The sequence below is a fragment of the Luteibacter sp. RCC_6_2 genome (assembly GCF_041360655.1).
Lineage (GTDB): Bacteria > Pseudomonadota > Gammaproteobacteria > Xanthomonadales > Rhodanobacteraceae > Luteibacter.
On sequence record NZ_JBFUPQ010000013.1, the window covers coordinates 34,684 to 51,858 of the forward strand.

The 17,175-nt window shown below is 64.0% G+C and carries 11 protein-coding genes; 3 read left to right on the forward strand and 8 right to left on the reverse strand.

Annotated features, from left to right (window positions below; genetic code table 11):
- Positions 1-7: 7 nt before the first annotated feature.
- From AB6730_RS14645 to AB6730_RS14665, 5 genes are all read right to left on the reverse strand, one after another.
- Complete coding sequence (locus AB6730_RS14645; protein ID WP_371024347.1) at positions 8-5,188, reverse strand: YadA-like family protein; 5,181 nt, start codon at positions 5,186-5,188, stop codon at positions 8-10.
- 620 nt (positions 5,189-5,808) lie between these two features.
- Complete coding sequence (locus AB6730_RS14650; RefSeq protein WP_371024348.1) at positions 5,809-6,585, reverse strand: alpha/beta fold hydrolase; 777 nt, start codon at positions 6,583-6,585, stop codon at positions 5,809-5,811.
- Between the two features lie 130 nt (positions 6,586-6,715).
- Positions 6,716-7,594: a glyoxalase gene (locus AB6730_RS14655; RefSeq protein ID WP_371024349.1), complete on the reverse strand. Its 879-nt coding sequence runs from the start codon at positions 7,592-7,594 to the stop codon at positions 6,716-6,718.
- On the reverse strand, positions 7,591-8,124 hold the full coding sequence (locus tag AB6730_RS14660) for a helix-turn-helix domain-containing protein (RefSeq protein ID WP_371024350.1): 534 nt from the start codon (positions 8,122-8,124) through the stop codon (positions 7,591-7,593). Before AB6730_RS14660 ends, AB6730_RS14655 begins: the two co-directional genes overlap by 4 nt.
- A 71-nt stretch (positions 8,125-8,195) precedes the next feature.
- Positions 8,196-11,126: a triple tyrosine motif-containing protein gene (locus AB6730_RS14665; RefSeq protein WP_371024351.1), complete on the reverse strand. Its 2,931-nt coding sequence runs from the start codon at positions 11,124-11,126 to the stop codon at positions 8,196-8,198.
- A gap of 94 nt (positions 11,127-11,220) precedes the next feature.
- On the opposite strand from AB6730_RS14665, the gene AB6730_RS14670 reads away from it, so the two are divergent.
- The 3 genes from AB6730_RS14670 (at position 11,221) to AB6730_RS14680 (ending at position 13,475) form a co-directional block, all read left to right on the forward strand.
- Complete coding sequence (locus AB6730_RS14670) at positions 11,221-11,844, forward strand: response regulator (RefSeq protein ID WP_371024352.1); 624 nt, start codon at positions 11,221-11,223, stop codon at positions 11,842-11,844.
- Between the two features lie 111 nt (positions 11,845-11,955).
- On the forward strand, positions 11,956-12,510 hold the full coding sequence (locus tag AB6730_RS14675) for an NTP transferase domain-containing protein (protein ID WP_371024353.1): 555 nt from the start codon (positions 11,956-11,958) through the stop codon (positions 12,508-12,510).
- Positions 12,511-12,698: 188 nt separating this feature from the next.
- Positions 12,699-13,475 (forward strand): hypothetical protein, encoded by a 777-nt coding sequence (locus AB6730_RS14680; RefSeq protein WP_371024354.1) that lies wholly within the window; start codon positions 12,699-12,701, stop codon positions 13,473-13,475.
- A gap of 28 nt (positions 13,476-13,503) precedes the next feature.
- Here the strand turns inward: AB6730_RS14680 and AB6730_RS14685 are convergent, their stop codons facing one another.
- The 3 genes from AB6730_RS14685 to AB6730_RS14695 form a co-directional block, all read right to left on the reverse strand.
- Positions 13,504-15,387 carry a M61 family metallopeptidase gene (locus tag AB6730_RS14685; RefSeq protein WP_371024431.1) on the reverse strand — a complete coding sequence of 628 codons (1,884 nt, stop codon included), beginning with the start codon at positions 15,385-15,387 and terminating at the stop codon, positions 13,504-13,506.
- A 151-nt stretch (positions 15,388-15,538) separates the two neighbouring features.
- A complete protein-coding gene (locus AB6730_RS14690) occupies positions 15,539-16,018 on the reverse strand; it encodes a hypothetical protein (protein ID WP_371024355.1) in 480 nt (159 codons plus the stop codon).
- Positions 16,019-16,525: 507 nt separating this feature from the next.
- Complete coding sequence (locus tag AB6730_RS14695) at positions 16,526-16,831, reverse strand: hypothetical protein (RefSeq protein ID WP_371024356.1); 306 nt, start codon at positions 16,829-16,831, stop codon at positions 16,526-16,528.
- Positions 16,832-17,175: the final 344 nt, after the last annotated feature.

The window sequence follows — 17,175 nt, forward strand, 5'->3', positions numbered from 1 at the left end:
TCGCTCCTCACCACACCACGCCCGCGCCGATACCCGCGCCGGCATCGCCGCGCGAGTTCGTCGTGGCGTTGAGCTTCATGATGTAGCGTCCGCTCTCCGTGATCGTCGACATGCCGACGGCGATGCCGGTTTCGCCGTGGAAACTGCCGACCGCCACCGCCGCCGCGTTCTGGTTCGGCTGGTAGGCCTGCGGCAGGCTGGCCATGGCCATAGCCGAGGCGATGCCGGCGTTGGCGCGGTTACCGATGCGATTGAGTTCCTGGTCCACGCCTTGGAAACGCTGGTCGACGTAGCTCTTGGTCCAGTTCTTCGCGCTTTCGATCGCCTGGTCCAGCTGGCCCACGTTCACGGCGTCGGTGGTGTTCACGCCGGCCGCCACGTTGGTGATCGTGCGCTCGTTACCCACCGAACCGACGGAGACGGTGTTGGACTGGTTGGCCACGGAACCGGCGCCGATGGCGACGCTGTTGTCACCCGTGGCCGACGAGCCCGCGCCGATTGCCGTGCTGTTGTCACCCGTGGCAGTCGACGACGTGTTGTTGTCACCACTGTTCTGGTAGGTATTGTTGGTGGTGCTGCCGCCGCCTCCGGCCGGGAAGTTGTTGACGACGTTGGACAGGTTGATGATCTGCGAGCCCAGCAACTCCAACGTCTGGTTGGTCGCGTACAGCTGCGAGCCATTGATCGCGTCCGTGCTGCTGCCACTGATCCGGCCGGCCGCCAGGTTGGTGATCGTACGCTCGGCGCCCAATGCACCCACGCTCACCGTCGAGCCGGGTGTCGTGCCCGCGAAAGCGTAGGTGGTGCCGTTGAGCGTGGTGCTCGCCGTACCCACCGCCGCATCCGTCGACGAACCCGCTCCCAGCGCCACGCTGCCGGCGAATGCCGCCTGCGAACCTGCGCCCAGGGCCAGGGCCTGGATACCGTTCGATACCGCGTTGGTACCCAGCGCCACGCCATCGGCGAGGTTCACCGTCGCGTTCTGGCCGATCGCCGTGCCACCCGGCGCGGTCTGCTGCACGATCGCACCGTTGCCCATGCCGATGCCGTTGTCGCCGTTCACCGTGGTCTGCGGACCGATGGCGACCGACTCCGCACCTGCCGCCAGCGAATCGGAAGCGGTGGAATTGGCATGGAAATACTTGATCGGCGTGACCGAGAACGAACTCATCGCACCCTTCAACTGACGCAACGACACCGCGTCCTGGTCTTCCGTGCCGTCCGCCAGGTTGGTGATCTGGCGGAAATCCGTGGCGTTGCCGACCGATACCGCACCGAGCAGGGTGCGATCGGTGGTGTTGTACGGGATGACATTGGTGCCGACGAGGATCGAGCCGGAGGTGGGAGCGATCGCGCGATCGGACACCGCGCCGGAACCGAGCGCCACGCCACCTAACACGGAGACGCCGGTGCCCTGGCCCAGGGCCGTCGCGTTATCCGCGGCCGCCGTGGCGCCGACACCCGCCGCCAGGGCGTTCAGACCGGTCGCGCCATCGTTGGCGTAGTTGCCACCGGGCGTGCCGTTGTCGTTGACGCTGTAGTAGTGGATGGCGTTGGCGGCCACCGTGTCGTTCAACGTGTCCAATGCTTGGTTGGTGGCGAACAGCTGCGAGCCGTTGATCGCATCCGTGCTGTTGCCGTTCACCTGTCCTGCCGCGACATTCGTGATGGTTCGCTCGGCACCCACCGCACCGACACTCACGGTGCTGCCGGGCGTGGTACCCGCATAGGCATAAGTGTTGCCCGCGATGGTTCCACTGGCGGTCTGGACCACCGTACCCGTCGTGCTGCCCGCGCCCAATGCCACGTCGCCCACGTTGGCACCAGCGGTCGCACCGTTGCCGATCGAGACGGCATTTTCCGTGTTGGCCGTGGATACCGGGCCAATCGCCACGCTGTTCAATCCGTTCGGCAGGGAATCGGCCAGGTTGGAGTTGGCGTGGAAGTACTTGATACCGCCGGTGTCGATCTGGTTGAAGACCTGCTGCAGCGAGCCGTACGTGTTGCCGCCGTAGGTGATGCTCGTGTTGATCGTGCCGGTGGCAGGGTCGTACGTGGTGCCGCCACCATAACTGTTCGCAATGGAATCACCGAGGTTGGTCACGGTGTTGCCGAGGTTGGTGACGCTCGTACCGACGGTACCGATCGCCTGGTTCGTCGCGAACAACTGCGAGCCGTTGATCGCATCGGTACTGCCACCGTCGATGCGGCCCGCCGCCACGTTGGTGATGGTCCGCTCCGCACCCACCGCGCCCACGCTCACCGTCGAACCCGGCGTCGTGCCTGCGAACGCATAGGTGGTGCCGTTGATCACCGCGTTGGGGGTACCCACCGCCGCGTCCGTCGCGGAACCCGCTCCCAGTGCCACGCTGCCGGCGAATGCCGCCTGCGAACCCGCACCCAAGGCCAGGGCCTGGATGCCGTTGGACACCGCATTGGTACCCAGCGCCACGCCATCGGCGAGGTTCACCGTCGCGTTCTGGCCGATCGCCGTGCCACCCGGTGCCGTCTGCTGCACGATCGCGCCGTTACCCATGCCGATGCCGTTGTCGCCGTTCACCGTGGTCTGCGGACCGATGGCGACGGACTCCGCACCGATGGCCGCCGAGTCGGTGGCGGCGGAATTGGCATGGAAGTACTTGATCGGGGTGACCGAGAACGAACTCATCGCGCCCTTCAATTGGCGCAAGGTGACGGCATCCTGGTCCTCCGTGCCGTCCGCCACGTTGGTGATCTGGCGGAAATCCGTGGCGTTGCCCACCGATACCGCGCCCAGCAAGGTGCGGTCGGTGGTGTTGTACGGAATCACGTTGGTGCCGACGAGGATCGAGCCGGACGTGGGGGCGATGGCACGGTCGGACACGGCGCCCGAACCGAGCGCCACGCCGCCCAGCACGGACACGCCCGTGCCCTGGCCCAACGCCGTGCCGTTGTCGGCGGTGGCGGTGGCGCCGACACCTGCGGCCAGCGCGTTGAGGCCGGTGGCTCCATCGTTGGCGTAGTTGGCGCCGGGGGTGCCGTTGTCGTTGACGCTGTAATAGTGGACGGCGCTCGCGGATATATCGCCACCGATCTGGTTGAAGATCTGCTGCAGCGAGCCGTAGGTGTTACCACCATAGGTGACGCTGGTGGTGATGTTGCCGGTGCTGGGATCGTAGGTGGTGCCGCCGCCGATCGTCGTGGCGATGGTGTTGCCGAGGTTGGTGACCGTGGTACCCACCGTACCGATCGCCTGGTTGGTCGCGAACAGCTGCGATCCATTGATGGCATCGGTGCTGCCGCCGTCGATGCGTCCCGCCGCGACGTTGGTGATGGTCCGCTCTGCACCGGTGGCACCCACGCTCACCGTGCTTCCGGGGGTGGTGCCGGCGAACGCGTAGGTGGCGCCGTTGATGGTCGCGCTCGCCGTGCCGACCGCCGTCGTGGTGGTCGACCCGGAACCCAGCGCGACGTCGTTGGCATTGTTCGCCGTGGCGGTGTTGCCGAAAGCCACCGAGCCGGCGCCGAGAGCGCTGCTGGCGTTGCCCAGGGCGACGGAGCCGACACCCTGGGCGTTGTTGCCGTTACCCGCCGCCACCGCGCCGTCGCCGTTCGACGTGTTGTTGGAGCCAACAGTCACGGCGCCATTACCTATGGCGGAATTCGGATCGCCGATGGCGACGGCACCATTGCCGTTGGCGATCTGCGCCTCGCCCAGCGCGACGGCGCCCAGACCGCCGAGCACCTGCGAGTTGTGGCCGGCGGCGAACGAACCCGCGCCGGCACCGGTCGCAACCGTATTCGTATCGCCAATCGCGACCGTGGACGCCGCCTGCGCCTTCGACGACGTACCAGCCGCCACGCTGTTGGCTCCCGATGCGGTGTTCGCGCGGCCCAGCGCCAGCGCGTTCGTCGCCGTCGCGGAACTGCCGCCCACGGCGGTACTGTTCGTGCCCGACGCCAGCGTGAAGTTACCTATGCCGACCGCGCCCACGCCGCTGGCGACGATGTCGATACCGAACGCGATGGCGTTGTTCGCCGTGGCACCACCACCCGCCACACCGCTTTGAAGCGCGCCCACGTAGATCGAATTGATACCCGTCGCGTTTGCCTGCCTGCCGATGGCGATCGCGTCGGCCTGGCTGGCGTTCGCCTGCAAGCCCATGCCGATCGAGTAGAGACCCGACGAAGTCACGTCCGTGCCGATGGCGATGGCCGATTCGGCCGATGCACCCGTCCCAACGGTGCGGGCTCCCAGGTAAACCGCGTTGAGGGCGGTCGAGTACGCCTGCCAGCCGATGGCGGTCGAATGGGCGAAAGTGGCTTGCGACGATAGGCCTACGGCCGTCGCTCCTTCCCCCGTGGCTTTCGTGAAGCCTCCCAGGGCGGTGGCCTGTCCATTGCTTGCCGCAGCGGACGTGCCGAGGGCGACGGCGTTTATCGCACCCGTGACCTTCGCACCCCAACCGGCAGCGAAACTATTGGTCGAAGCGGCATCCACCATGACACCAGCATTAGCGCCGATGGCGATGCTCCCGTCGGCTGCGGCGGTGATCTGGTTACCGATGGCAGTCGAATTGACCCCGGTCGCGTTGGTCGCATAACCGAGTGCCGTACCTTCGAGCCCGGTCGCGTGAGCTGACAGGCCAAGCGCAACGTTGGATGAATCGTTCGCAATGGCCTGTGTTCCGATGGCGACCGCATTCGGTCCGGAAGCCGTGACGTCCGTGCCGATGCCGATGGCACCGCCAGCGAGCGCACCCGTGCCGCTAGCGGTACGTGCGCCGATGTAAACGGAATTGATGGCATTGGAATAGGCTCCGAAGCCAACGGCTATGCCGTTCTGTGCATTCACGGTCGAGCTATAGCCGAGCGCCAGCGCACCCAATACGTTAGCTCTTGCCAGCGACCCGACGGCCGTGGCCCCGATCCCGCTGGCGGCGGAGGTATAGCCCATGCATGAGGCGGTACCGTTATAGGCGTTATAGGGTGCCGCGGTGCAATCGACCGCCTGTGCCGCCGCCGATCCGCTCCATCCGATCCACCCGGCAGCCATCAACAGGGTCAAGGCCACGGGAGCGAGGCCGTGAGACGGCGACCCGCGACGGCCCTGTCCCGAGCTGCCACCGCGGTGGCACGTCGCTATCTCCGAAGCGACCACGAGCTGATTGAGCGCGCGGTTCCAGACTTTGCTATGTATCTTGTTCATACGATTTCCTTCTGCATGGGCTGATGCACCGGGGGGAGCGTGGTTGGGAACTGAAACGCAGGCGCGCAAAGGGCCGCGAACGCGGGAACGCGTCCGGGTAGGAGGTTGCTTTCTTCTTATTTACGGCCGCGCACGATCACGCGCGGACGTCATCCGTCCCGTCGAACGACGAGAAGACTCAAGCCAGGGTTGGTCGTAATCGATGGCGTGCCGAGGGCGGGGGATGTTGGGCGCCGGTGCGGACGAAGCCGGGGGCCCCGGCTCGAGGAATGCAGGAATGGCTTCGGTCCAGGCAGCCGCCTGTCCGGAAATTCCGCTCGCTGGTCCGCCTGGATGGGTACGAATTATCCATCGCGTGTGCTACTCCCCCTGCAGCTTCTTCCATGGTTCAGCCGGCATGGACGCCGGAACGTGACCCGTGGTTTTTTATAGCTCAAATACTCCTACAGGAAAGATATGCACGATCTAAATCGTGACGCTCCTCTCACAAAAACATCACGTTTTTTTGATGTCGATTTTTAGGACAAAGGTGGCACGTCGGTTGCTTCGACGTGCAAGGATGCACCGTTCCGGCAAAGGCGGTAGTGGGGCAAAAGGACAAGCCTTTTGCCCCAACGGCTTCAACCCTTCTTGCCTACCGCATCGGCGGCTTCCTCGATCACCTTCGCCACCTCGCGCGGATGCGAGAGCAGCGAAACGTGACTCGAAGGAAGCACCGTCGTATGCGCGTTCATCCGCTTGGCGACATCGCGCTCCAGCTGCGGATTGATGACCCGGTCGTTGGCCGAGACGATGTACCAGGTAGGGTGGGTCTTCCACGCGGCGGTGGTGACCTTGTCACCGAACGTGCTGGCGGCCAGCGCACCCTGCGTCACCGCCATCGTCTTCGCCTCGGCGCGCGGAAGGTCCGGGGCGAAGTTCTCGAGCACGCCCTGTTCCGTCTGGTAGAGGAAGCCATGGCCGTCGTCGCGGATGGTACCGAGCGCCGGCGTCTTCGCATAGGCATTGACCAGCTCCCCGGCTGATTGACCGTCGTCGTTCGCGAAGGCGGCGACATAGACGAGCGCCGCGACCTTGGGATCGTTCCCGGCTTCGGTGATCACCGTGCCGGCCCAGCTGTGCCCGACGAGAACCACGGGCGCCGTGGCCGACTGCAGCACCTGTTTCGTGGCGGCGACATCCGCCGCCAACGACGTGAGCGGGTTCTGCACCGCGAGCACGGTGTAACCCTTGGCCTGTAATAACGGAATGACCTTGCTCCAGCTGGAGCCGTCCGCCCATGCGCCATGGACGAGGACGATGGTCGGCTTGGCTGCTTCCGCGGCCTGTACGGAAGCGAACGATGCGCCGGCGAGTGCGGCCGCCGCGGTCAGACGAAATAACGTGTTCTTTTTCATGGGCTGCTCCTGGTCGTGAAGGGTCGTAGGAATGGGTCGACCTTTCACGAGCTTAGGCAGCGGCTATCGCACGCGATTGAAATATCGGCAGGCATTCGCACGCGCGAGCCAGCAGATATCACCAACCGTTTCAGTTCCCCGCGCTATGGATTTCCGCGACGTAGCCGCCGGGGAACCTGACCATCGCTGCGCGACGGTCGCCTTCGGGGTGGGCTTCCACGACGACGGTCGCTCCGCTGTCACGTGCGCGGCGAAGCGTGGCGTCGAGGTCGCCGACTTCATAGCCGGTAAGCTCGGTGCCGTAAGGCCAGTCGAGGTGGCCATCGGTCACCAGCACCGTGGCCTTGCCGAAACCCGAGGCGAGCCGGATACGCCGGTAGGTGCCGGCGCTGCGGCCGATTTCCACCGCGGGTGCGTGGCGTTCGTCCGAGAGCACCTTGCCATGCGTGAATGCCACGAACGACTTCACGAACGCGTCGGCCGACTGGACCGGCAGGTAGATCCTGTTCTCCGGCACGTGTTCGAGCGGGGCCGATGTCGACTTCGCCGTGTGCCAGTAGAACTGCGTGTTCACGCCACCGGGAAAGGTGACCACCGCGTCGCGCCCGATGGGATCGTCGAAGGGCGCGACCAGGGTCGCGGCGCCAGCGGCGTTGGCGGCCTTGACGGCCTCGTCCACGTTGGTGACGAGATAGCCCGTGCGCTCCTGCCCGAAGGGATACGGCACCGGCGTCTGGAAACCGAATACGGAGATCGCGCCGGAGGATGTCCGCACCACCTGCGACGTCGTCTTCGACGGTGTCGGTGTCACCGTGACGACCACCGGCGGCGTCGGCTGACCCGCGAAGGTGGTGGTGAAACTACGGACGAAGGCGTCCAGGTCGGCAGCGGCGACGTACACATGGGTCGTGTCGTATTGGGGGCCGACCGAGAAGTCCCGTGTCGAAGCGAAGGCGGCCGGCACGATCGCCAGCGCCAGGGTGGCAAGAAGAATGTGTGCTCGATTCATGATGCGTTGCCGCGCCTCCGGTAGACGTTTGGCGTGATCCCCAAGGAGCTCTTGAAGGCACGTGTGAAATGGGCCTGATCGTTGAAACCGAAGGCTATCGCGATATCGGCGATGGCTTCGCTGGAATGGACGAGCCGGTGGCACGCTTGTTCCAGGCGCTTGCCGTGGCGCCACCGGTGGGGGCTTTCGCCAAAGGTCGCCTTGAACGCACGGCTGAAGTAGCCTCGCGACAGATTACAGGCAGCAGCCAGTTCGGCGACCGCGAGCGGCGTGTCGAGTCGCGAGAGGGCGAGTTCCTTCACTACCTGGACTTGCCAGGGCGCCAGACCACTCCCTTGGCGCCATTCACCATGCCCTTCCGTCGATTCCCGGTGTATGCGCAACGCCTGGGCGATGTAGTGCGCGCAGGCGGCGCGGTCCGCGCGATCGAAGTCGGCGAGTTGGCGGAGCGCCTGGTTCAGCAGTTGCCGCACCGCGCGCGTCCGGGAGTGGCTTGGGTTGGCAGGCGGCGCGAATGTCTCGTGTTGCATCTTGGCTCGGATGCTATCCGGCCATGGCATGGGCGTGACCCCCTGTATGGGGGGAGGCGCGTGCACCCGGGTCAGCGGAACCAAGGCCTGGAGCGAAGGCGCGCCACCGTCCGCTCGGGCAACCAATAGGCCACCGGCCCCGGCACCCTCAGGATCGCCTGCGTACCATGCGGCGGACGTGGCTTGATCGTCAGGCGGCTGGCCAGTTTCTCGGCGCGTTCGCGAATCCCGATCAGTCCGAAGGACGGGCGATCTTCCCGGCGCCCCGCTTGCATGCCTTCACCGTCGTCGCGCACTTCCACTTCGAACCAACGCCGTGCGAAGGCGATCCGCACCTCCACCCGTTGCGCCCGCGCGTGCCGCACGGCGTTGGACAGAAGCTCGAAGGCGATCGCCTCGATATCGTCTTCCGCGGCCGGGTTCAGCGAACGCGATGGCCCCGTCGTGGATACCGCCACCACCGCACCGCCATCGCCCGTCACATCGGCGGCGTAAGCCTGAAGACGCTCGGCCAGGGTGCTGGCGTCGCCACGCGCCCCACGGAGGCCGACGATCTTGCGCCGCCCTTCCACGAGGGCATCCTGCGTCGCGCGCAGGGCCAGTTCCAGCTTGTCGCGAGCCTCGGGTTCCTTGATGGCATCGGCGGCGACCTTCACCCGCAACAGCACGCCTTGCATGCTTTGCAGCAGGGTGTCGTGCAAGTCACGGGCGATCCGCTCGCGTTCGAGCAGTCGCGCGCAGATCAACACGCCGAGGCTTCGTAGCCGCCAGAGATAGGCCAGGTACAACAGGCCAAGCAAGGCGAGGACGCACAGCGTCCGGAACCACCATGACTGGTAGAAGAAAGGCGCGATACGTATATCGACGGCAGCAGGCACGCGCGACCAGACTCCGTCTTCGTTCGCCGCCTTCAATTCGAAGCGGTACGTGCCCGGGCCCAGGTTGGTATATGACACGTGGCGGACGTTGCCGACGTCCTGCCACGCCGTCTCGAGTCCTTGCAGACGATAGGCGAAATGCGCACGTGTCGGCACGCCGAGTACCGGCGCGGAATACGCGATATCCAGGCGGCGGCTACCGGCGGGCAGCTCGACGGGCCCATCCACGCTCTTGCCGTTGATCTCCTGTACGACGGCGACGGGAGCGACGGTATTGCGTGGTATTCGATCCGTATCGATGGATGCGATGCCCGTGTCCGAGGCGATCCAGAGCAAGCCGCCTGATCCTGGCACGATCGACGGGGCTGGCCGCGAATCGCGCACGCCCTGGAGTCCATCGCGCTCATCGAAACGCTCGTAGTCGACCTCGGTGTCGTGCGAACGCCACCATGCCGCCATCGACGCGGGACCGATGCGATAGAGCCCGTGGATCGTGTTGATCCACAAGGAACCGTCCGGACGCTGCACGATACCGGATGCCTCGCGGACGACCTCACCGCCGCGCAGGCGAAGGTTCGCGATGGGGTGGCCGGGGCGGAAGAACTGCACGCCACGCTGGCCCGTGATCCACACGCCGCCGCCGTGCGGCCAGATCGCATAGATGTGGCCGACATCGATGCCATCGGTGGTGGAGAACACACGGGCTCCGCTGCCATCGTCCTCGGACATGGCGAGCACGTTGTCGTTATAGGCCAGCCACAGCCCGTGGTCGGTACGCCGCGCGATGGCCCACACGTGGTTCGGCCGGTCTGGCAGGCCGACGTTCGCACCCATCAGGCGGGCGTCGCCGTCGATGTGCCGATACGCCGGGCCGATGCCTACCCAGACCGACCCGTCGCGCGCCTGCGCCAAGGCGCGGAATCCGGTGTCGCCCGTGCGGATCGCCGGGAAAAGCGGGATGTGCGCGACCGTCTTGCCATCCATGCGGACGAGGCCGCCGCTGCCGACCATCAGTACCGATCCGTCGATGCCCGTCGCCGCGACGCCGACGCGCTTGCCCGCCTCGGGCCATGGTCGCGGGCCATCGCTACCGAATTCGATGACGGTGTCGTTGAGCCGGCTGGCCCAAAGCTGGCCGCGTCCGTCGACCGCGATGGCGGGCAGGTAGCTGTCCGTGGGCAAGGCCAGGCGGTGGAACTTGCCGAGCCGGAACTGTTCGATGGTGGCTGGCGTGGATACCCAGAGGTTGTCTTCGCGGTCGCGCAACGTGGCCAGCGCCTGCGCTCCACCGAGACCCTCGGCGCGGGCATACGATTCCTTGATGGGCTCTTCGCCGGTATCCCCGGTCCCTGGCCAGGAAAGGCGCTCGATGCCTGTCTCGGTGCCGATCCATAGCGCGCCTTCGCCGTCGGCGACTTCATCGGCGATCATCGTCTCGGGGCGCCACGACGTACCCTTGCGGCCGAGCATCGCGTCCCGTGCCGTGTCGATGGTGGTCGGCCCGAAGTCTCTGTGGCCAGGCCCGAGGCGCCAGGCCGTACGATCGTTCGGCGCACGGCTCAACAGGAACAACGAGCCATCCGGCGCATGTATCGCCTGCATGAACGGCCCAGGCTTTCTGTTTTGCCACCGTGCGCCGTCGAAGCGGTAGGCGGCACGTGTCGTCACCGCCCAAAGTGAACCGTCGGCCAGTTCGGCGAGCTGCATCACCGTCGACTTGTCGTCGTCGAGCGCGTAGACGGTGACCGTCCCGTGGTCCACGTGCGTGATGTAGCCATGCCGGTCGCCGACCCACAGGCTGCCGTCCCTCGCCGCGAGCAAGGACATGATCGACTGTTGGGGCAGCCGCCCGGTGAGGCTGCCGTCGAAGGATACGCCATCGAACCGGAACAGCCCGGTCGAGCCACCGAACCACAGAAAGCCATCGCGATCCTGTGCCATGGCCTTGATTCCCGCGGGCGCGCCATCTTTCGCGGCGAAAACCGTGTGCTGCCATTGCGTGATCGGCGTTACCGGTGCCGCCGGGGTGACCCCGGTCCACGCGAAGAGCCAAAGCAGCGAAAGAAACGTCAGCCTTGCCAGCGAGCGGCGTGCCATGAGGGGACCCTGGAGAACGAAAGCCATTCTGACCTCTGGCACGCCGCGCTTCCAGCACCGGCCCGAAACCGCGACGGCCTGGCTAGGGTAAGCTCGCGCCCTCACCGATTCGACGGCTCCCATGACCTCACGGCCCCTCCGCATTCTCGTTGTCGACGACCACCCACTCTTCCGTGCGGGCGTGGTGGCGATGTTGTCTTCCGATCCCGGGATGGTCGTGGCGGGTGAAGCGGACACGGGACGATCGGCGATAGAAGCCTTCAAGACGCTGCGTCCGGACGTGGCGCTGGTGGACCTGATGTTGCCCGACCTGTCCGGCGACCAGGTCATCGTTGCGATTCGCAAGATCGATCCGCTGGCCCGTGTGGTCGTACTGACCACCTATGCCGGCGACGCATCGGCGCGGCGCGCGCTTGCCGCAGGCGCCCAGGGTTACCTCCTGAAGACCTCACTGGCCGACGACCTCGTCTCGACCGTCCGGTCCGTCTACGCCGGCGAGCAGCGTGTTTCCTCGGAGGTAGCGCAACAGCTCGCGGAACACAGTGCCGACGAGTGCCTCACCGAGCGGGAGATCGCCGTGCTACGGGGCGTCGGCGCCGGGTTGTCGAACAAGCAGATCGCGCGGCAGCTGGGACTTTCCCCTGAAACAGTGAAGGAATATCTATCGAACGCGATGGGCAAACTACACGCAAGCAACCGTGCGCACGCGCTGGCCATCGCGCTCGCGCGGGGGTTTCTGCGCTAGGACCTGGTGCGAACGGCGATGCGTCTGCCCCGGCATGCTAGCGTTAGCGCCTGGCTCATCGCCTTTTTCGGAATGCACATGCGTGGATGCGAGGCACATGACGCGGTCATCTTGGCAGCCGAGGGGAACTCCCGGCTGGGCCGGCCGAAGCAACTGCTGACCGTCGCCGGTGAAACCCTGCTCCAGCGTACCGTCCGCATGGCCAAGGCCACCGGCCCTACCCACCTGATGGTGGTGCTGGGCGCGCATGCCGAACAGCTGGCTCCCCTTGTGACGGGTACCGCCATCCTGTTCGACCCCACGTGGGAAGAAGGCGTGGCCTCGTCCTTGCGCCGGGCGGTGGCGGCACTGTCCGGCCGGTCGTACCCCTTGCTGGTCACCGTGGCCGACCAACCTTGCCTCACCCAGGAGCACCTCGACAAATTGCTGGTCGCTTATGACGGCAGCTGCGACGTGGTGTCGGCGTATGGGGATGCGCTGGGTCCGCCGGCATTGCTTCGTCCACAGACGCTGGCCCAGGCGGGCGCGCTCCCGGGAGATGCCGCCTTCCGCCGCCTGTGGACTGGCGGGCATCCGGCGGCTATTCGTCGTGATGCCTTGGCTCGCGGCCTGGATACGCCTGAAGACGTGGCCGATGCGGTCCGTGCGGGGCTTATCGACGGGTAGCGGGGCGGGCGGCGGCGCAATCCACACATGTCAGCAGTTCGCCATGCCTTGGGCCTGCCCGCGCCCGCTTCCGTGCGGTCTAATGACACCGCTGGACGATGCCGTGGTTGTGGCTGGTACCGATGACAGGGGAATTCGCTTTGAACATACGCACCCAGGCTCCTGGCTGCCACTGGACTTTGGCAATAATGCTGCTCGTTGGCCTGGCGTTTTTTGGCCATGCCACGGCAGCCCGAGCCGACGATGCAGACGACCCTTACGCCTGTGAGACCGGGATGTTCACGGAAACCGCCAAAGCCATCGGGTTCGCTGGCGGTGACGCCTTGTGGGGCGACAGCATGTTCAATGCGTGCCGCTACGACCCAGGCCGCGACAACCGCATCATCGTTGCCCTGACCTATCTCGCGGGCGAGGAGAAGATCGGCCGGAAATCCAACGACGATTCCAAATTCATGCGCGATCTCGATGTCGTTGTCCTTGAACCAGACCAGCACACGGTCATGGCGCATGCGCACGAAGACACGGCTGTCGAAGACGGCGGTGCCCGCCTGGAAGGCATCACCATCGATACGGCCCGGTACATGCTGGCCCCCGGTCTGCGTGCTTTTGGCGTGAGTGTGAGTAATGGAACTCACTGCACCTGCGCGAACAGCAACTCCACCAACCTCAAGCTGTACCTGCAGCATGGTCACCGGCTCGACAACGTCGCCACCATCGAAACCTCTTCCTGGCAGGCCGGCTACGAGACGGGCACGGAAGCTCCGCCCGTTTGCACTTCGACCGCTACGCAGAAGAAAACCGTCATCAATATCGCCAAAACCCGTAGCCACGGTTTGGCCGATCTGCAACTCGTCACTACAGTGACGGCGGAGTACGACTTCGACGAAGATCCTTCGAAGTGCCCGGTCATTAAACCGACGAAAACGACCACGACACTTCGTTTCGATGGTGCGACGTATAAATAGGGCGGACGCTAGAACGCCCCACCCGACGCTACTTGCGCGCGGCGATGATCTCGCTCAGGTAGTCGGGCGTACCTTCGATACGCACCAGATGCGGGTATTGCAGACCGCCGTGATAGTCCACCGGGATCGTACGGAAACGGCCCTGGTACTTCACCGTCAGCACGATGGGTGTCTTGCTGTCCTTGGCGGCGGTGATCGCGCTGGTCAGGGCATCCTTCGAATAGGTGTTGCCGTCGACGGCGACCACGGTGGCGCCGGTGCTTACGCCCGCCTTGAACGCAGGACCATCCCAGCGCACGTCGTTCACCTTGCCACCGTCGGTCATCGTCAGGCCGATCGACCACGTGAAGTTGAGTAGATGGCGAGAGGATTCGGGCCGTCCGTCCGCTTGCTTCTCGTACTCGCTTTCCTTCTCGTCATAGACCAGCTTCCAGCCCGTGGCGGCGAGGCCGTCCTGCAGCGGGGGATCGAGTGCGTTGACATGCGCCGTCAGGAAGTTGGTCCAGTCGTACTTGGCGACACCGTTCAGGGCAGCCACCACGTCGTCGAACGTGTAGGTCTTTGGCACATAGCTACCGTTATCGACACCGAAGAACGCGCGTGCGAAGTCATCGAGCGACTGCTTGTCGTGCGTCAGGTTGCGCAGCTTGGCGTCGACGGCCAACCACATCAACTGGCCGCCGCTGTAGTAATCCTCACTCATCTGCCAGCTTCGGTAAGGCAGGGCCGAGCGCCTGGCGACGGTCGGATCGTTGGTGGTGTCTTCGAGCGTGCGCCAGTGGAAACCCTCGCGGTTGCGCTCGTAGTTGGCCGCGACCATGGCCAACCCGTCGCGGAACTGTTGTGGCGTCCACATGCCGGCGCGAGCGGTCAGCACGAAACCCCAGTATTGGGTCTGGCCCTCGTAGACCCACAGGAGCGAATCGCCCATGGGTACGTTGAAGTTGGGCGTCCACAAGTCAGCCGGGCGACGGAACTTGCCGTTCCACGAATGCGTGTACTCGTGAGCCAACAGGTCGCGCTCCGACGCTGCATCCTTCCATGCCGTGAAGTAGTCGGCACCCAGGCCGTCTTCGCTGGACTGATGGTGTTCCGTGCCGTTGCCAGCCAGTTGATCCGATAGCGAGAACAAGAAGTCGTAGTGATCGTAATGGTGCGATCCGAAGAGCTTCACCGCCTGTGTCACCAACACGCGATGCACCGCGACCTGTTCAGGTGTCATCTCCAGGTATTTCGGCTCGTCGGCGACAACGTCCAGATAAACCGGCGCCTTGTCGCCCGGGTTGAGCGCGACGCGCTTGAAGTACTGGCCCGCATAGACCGGCGAATCGATCAGGTTCTCCAATGTCACGGGCTTGAAGGTCGTCGTATCGCCCGACTTCGAAGCCGTTTCCAGTGCGGTACCGAGTTGCCAGCCGTGCGGCAACGTCAGGCTAGGCGCAAAGGTGATGCCGCGCGAATAGTAGCCTGCGGGGTATAGCGCCACCTTGCTCCATTCCATGGCCATCATGCGGTCGGTGATTTCAAAGTCCGCGCTGTCCTCGCGCTCCGACAGGTACTGGAATTCCGCGTCGATCGTGGAGACATCCGCGGGTACGTCGAGGTGGAATGCATAGACGTTGTACTCGTCGCGCTTCCACGCGAGTGGCTTGCCATTGGCGCTGAGCTTGAGGCCGGCGAGCATCGCGATCGGACCGGTCGGTGAGTGATCGCCGGGAATCCACTGCGGGTATAGCAGGGTCAACGCGCCCGTTTTTACCGGAATGGTTTCGTGGACGCGGAAGATGCCCTGCACCGTATCGTTGGCATCGACGTGGATCGCCACCGTTCCGACGTATGGCGAGTCCTTCGGCGGTGGCACTTGATCGGAACCCACTTGTTGCGCATCTGCGGTGATCGCTGCGAGCGCCATCGACAGGGCTACGACAGGGCGCAAGAACTTGCGGCGCGCGCTAGCCGGCGAACCAGCAGGAGTGATTGGGTGCATGAAGGACTCGCAGTGAGTGGTGAGGGACGCGAAGCGAACGATGCGTCGGCTGCTCATCATAAACCGGCTGAGTGGATTACTTCGCTTTCTCTCGTTCCTGGAACATGGCGGCTTCGCGAATAAATGCGGCCGCAGACGCATCGATTTGAGCTTGGTTTCGCCCCCGCTGTGTTTCAAGACGCTCATAGTAGGGGCGCGACAACTCTTCCAGGCCGGCCACATGGAAAAGGTATGCAGTCTCGGCGGCACGGTAGTCGCGGCTAACGTGAATATCTGCAAAAACGCCTGTTACTCGCAGAACGGCTGCGTGCCAGGGAAACATCAACGGCCAAGTCATATCAGGTCTTGCGGCAACCCCATTGGCCCCTTTCATCAATATGGCCGCTTCAGCCACGCGTCCCTCTCGGTACCGTGCGATTGAAGCATTTACCAAATCCTCGCGAATACCGATAGATTCGTTGTAAGACCAGACTGGACTGGCGTAGCGGCAAAGAGTGATACCGGCTGCTATCCCCGAGCAAAACAGAAACACGCCCATGAGCAATTTAATAGCCAACGCCACCACTCCTTCCAATGGGAAACTCTTGCATGCGACGGAATCCGTAAATCCCAATAATGACGCAAATGAACTAATGCGCTCGATATATAGACGCGCAATGCGGTCACTTCCGTCTGGAAGTCGACGAGGTCCGATGTGATCGTCGCTTACGGATCGGGGGTAAACGCCAACTAGGCACATTCGCCCGTGGCCGAATATGCGTTCCGCCACGGTCACGCCATCGGCGCCAGCCCGCTATGCCAAATCCGCACGCGACTGCAGCAGCTAGCACAATCCAGCTCTCACGATGGCTGAATAAGCCAGAACCCTGTCGAAGGAATAGCATCGGTGCGGCGAAAGTCATTGTATGTCTCGGTGCAGGTCGTTCGCGTCAAGACGCGGCAAGCATACTGACTTAAGCCATGCTCGATTCCATCGTTCATTGACGGTGGGCTATCAACATCTAGCCTTCGAAAACTAGTGCTTGGGAAAAGGTGATTCGGAGACGACCTTCAGGCCAGAACGTCACAAGCAACGTTCAAGCAATCGTTCCTTCCGAATCTTTTCCGTCACGGCTTCGAACACTTCACGCACATCCTCATCGGTAGTGGCATTCCGTTCGCCAAAACCTTCGAGGACGATCAGACACGCAGTACTTCCTCCGTATTCGAGAAGACCTTTGAATGCCGCATTCACATCTTGAATTTTCAGGCTGATCTTACCGTCGCGGTGATCGCTCACTGAAACGCTGCAGTCGTGCAGCACTCCTTTGTTGAAAAGATAGTCGCCGAGTTCGCTCGGAGACGTTCGTCGCGGCAACGAGACATTCATTCCCGTGCCATGGCCTCAACTTCTCTCAAGACATGGCCTGCCGAGAACTCAGGCCTCTAATTCCATGCTGCCGGCCCCTTTTTTGGTGGAGGGAGTCGATCGAGGATGATCAGCTTATTTACTTCCCAAGCCGACACGGGGATTTCTCGTCGCGTGACCTCCTTGCTGATCGCGTCAACAAGACTGCCTACATCATCGATCATTGACGTAATTCTTACGCCCCCGAACGGACTCCCTATCCGTGTTTGCAAGTGATAGCTCCCGACTGAGCTGTCGCCTTTCGAAACGACCCCGCAGCGCACCGCCTCTACCTTCTCCCAATGGACGAATCGAGTCTGAAAGCC

What these genes read in the sequence shown, in the direction of transcription:
- AB6730_RS14645 (WP_371024347.1), bottom strand. Translation starts at nt 5,188, where the DNA reads ATGAACAAGATACATAGCAAAGTCTGGAACCGCGCGCTCAATCAGCTC.
- AB6730_RS14650 (WP_371024348.1), bottom strand. Translation starts at nt 6,585, where the DNA reads ATGAAAAAGAACACGTTATTTCGTCTGACCGCGGCGGCCGCACTCGCC.
- AB6730_RS14655 (WP_371024349.1), bottom strand. Translation starts at nt 7,594, where the DNA reads ATGAATCGAGCACACATTCTTCTTGCCACCCTGGCGCTGGCGATCGTG.
- AB6730_RS14660 (WP_371024350.1), bottom strand. Translation starts at nt 8,124, where the DNA reads ATGCAACACGAGACATTCGCGCCGCCTGCCAACCCAAGCCACTCCCGG.
- AB6730_RS14665 (WP_371024351.1), bottom strand. Translation starts at nt 11,126, where the DNA reads ATGGCTTTCGTTCTCCAGGGTCCCCTCATGGCACGCCGCTCGCTGGCA.
- AB6730_RS14670 (WP_371024352.1), top strand. Translation starts at nt 11,221, where the DNA reads ATGACCTCACGGCCCCTCCGCATTCTCGTTGTCGACGACCACCCACTC.
- AB6730_RS14680 (WP_371024354.1), top strand. Translation starts at nt 12,699, where the DNA reads ATGCTGCTCGTTGGCCTGGCGTTTTTTGGCCATGCCACGGCAGCCCGA.
- AB6730_RS14685 (WP_371024431.1), bottom strand. Translation starts at nt 15,387, where the DNA reads ATGGCGCTCGCAGCGATCACCGCAGATGCGCAACAAGTGGGTTCCGAT.
- AB6730_RS14695 (WP_371024356.1), bottom strand. Translation starts at nt 16,831, where the DNA reads ATGAATGTCTCGTTGCCGCGACGAACGTCTCCGAGCGAACTCGGCGAC.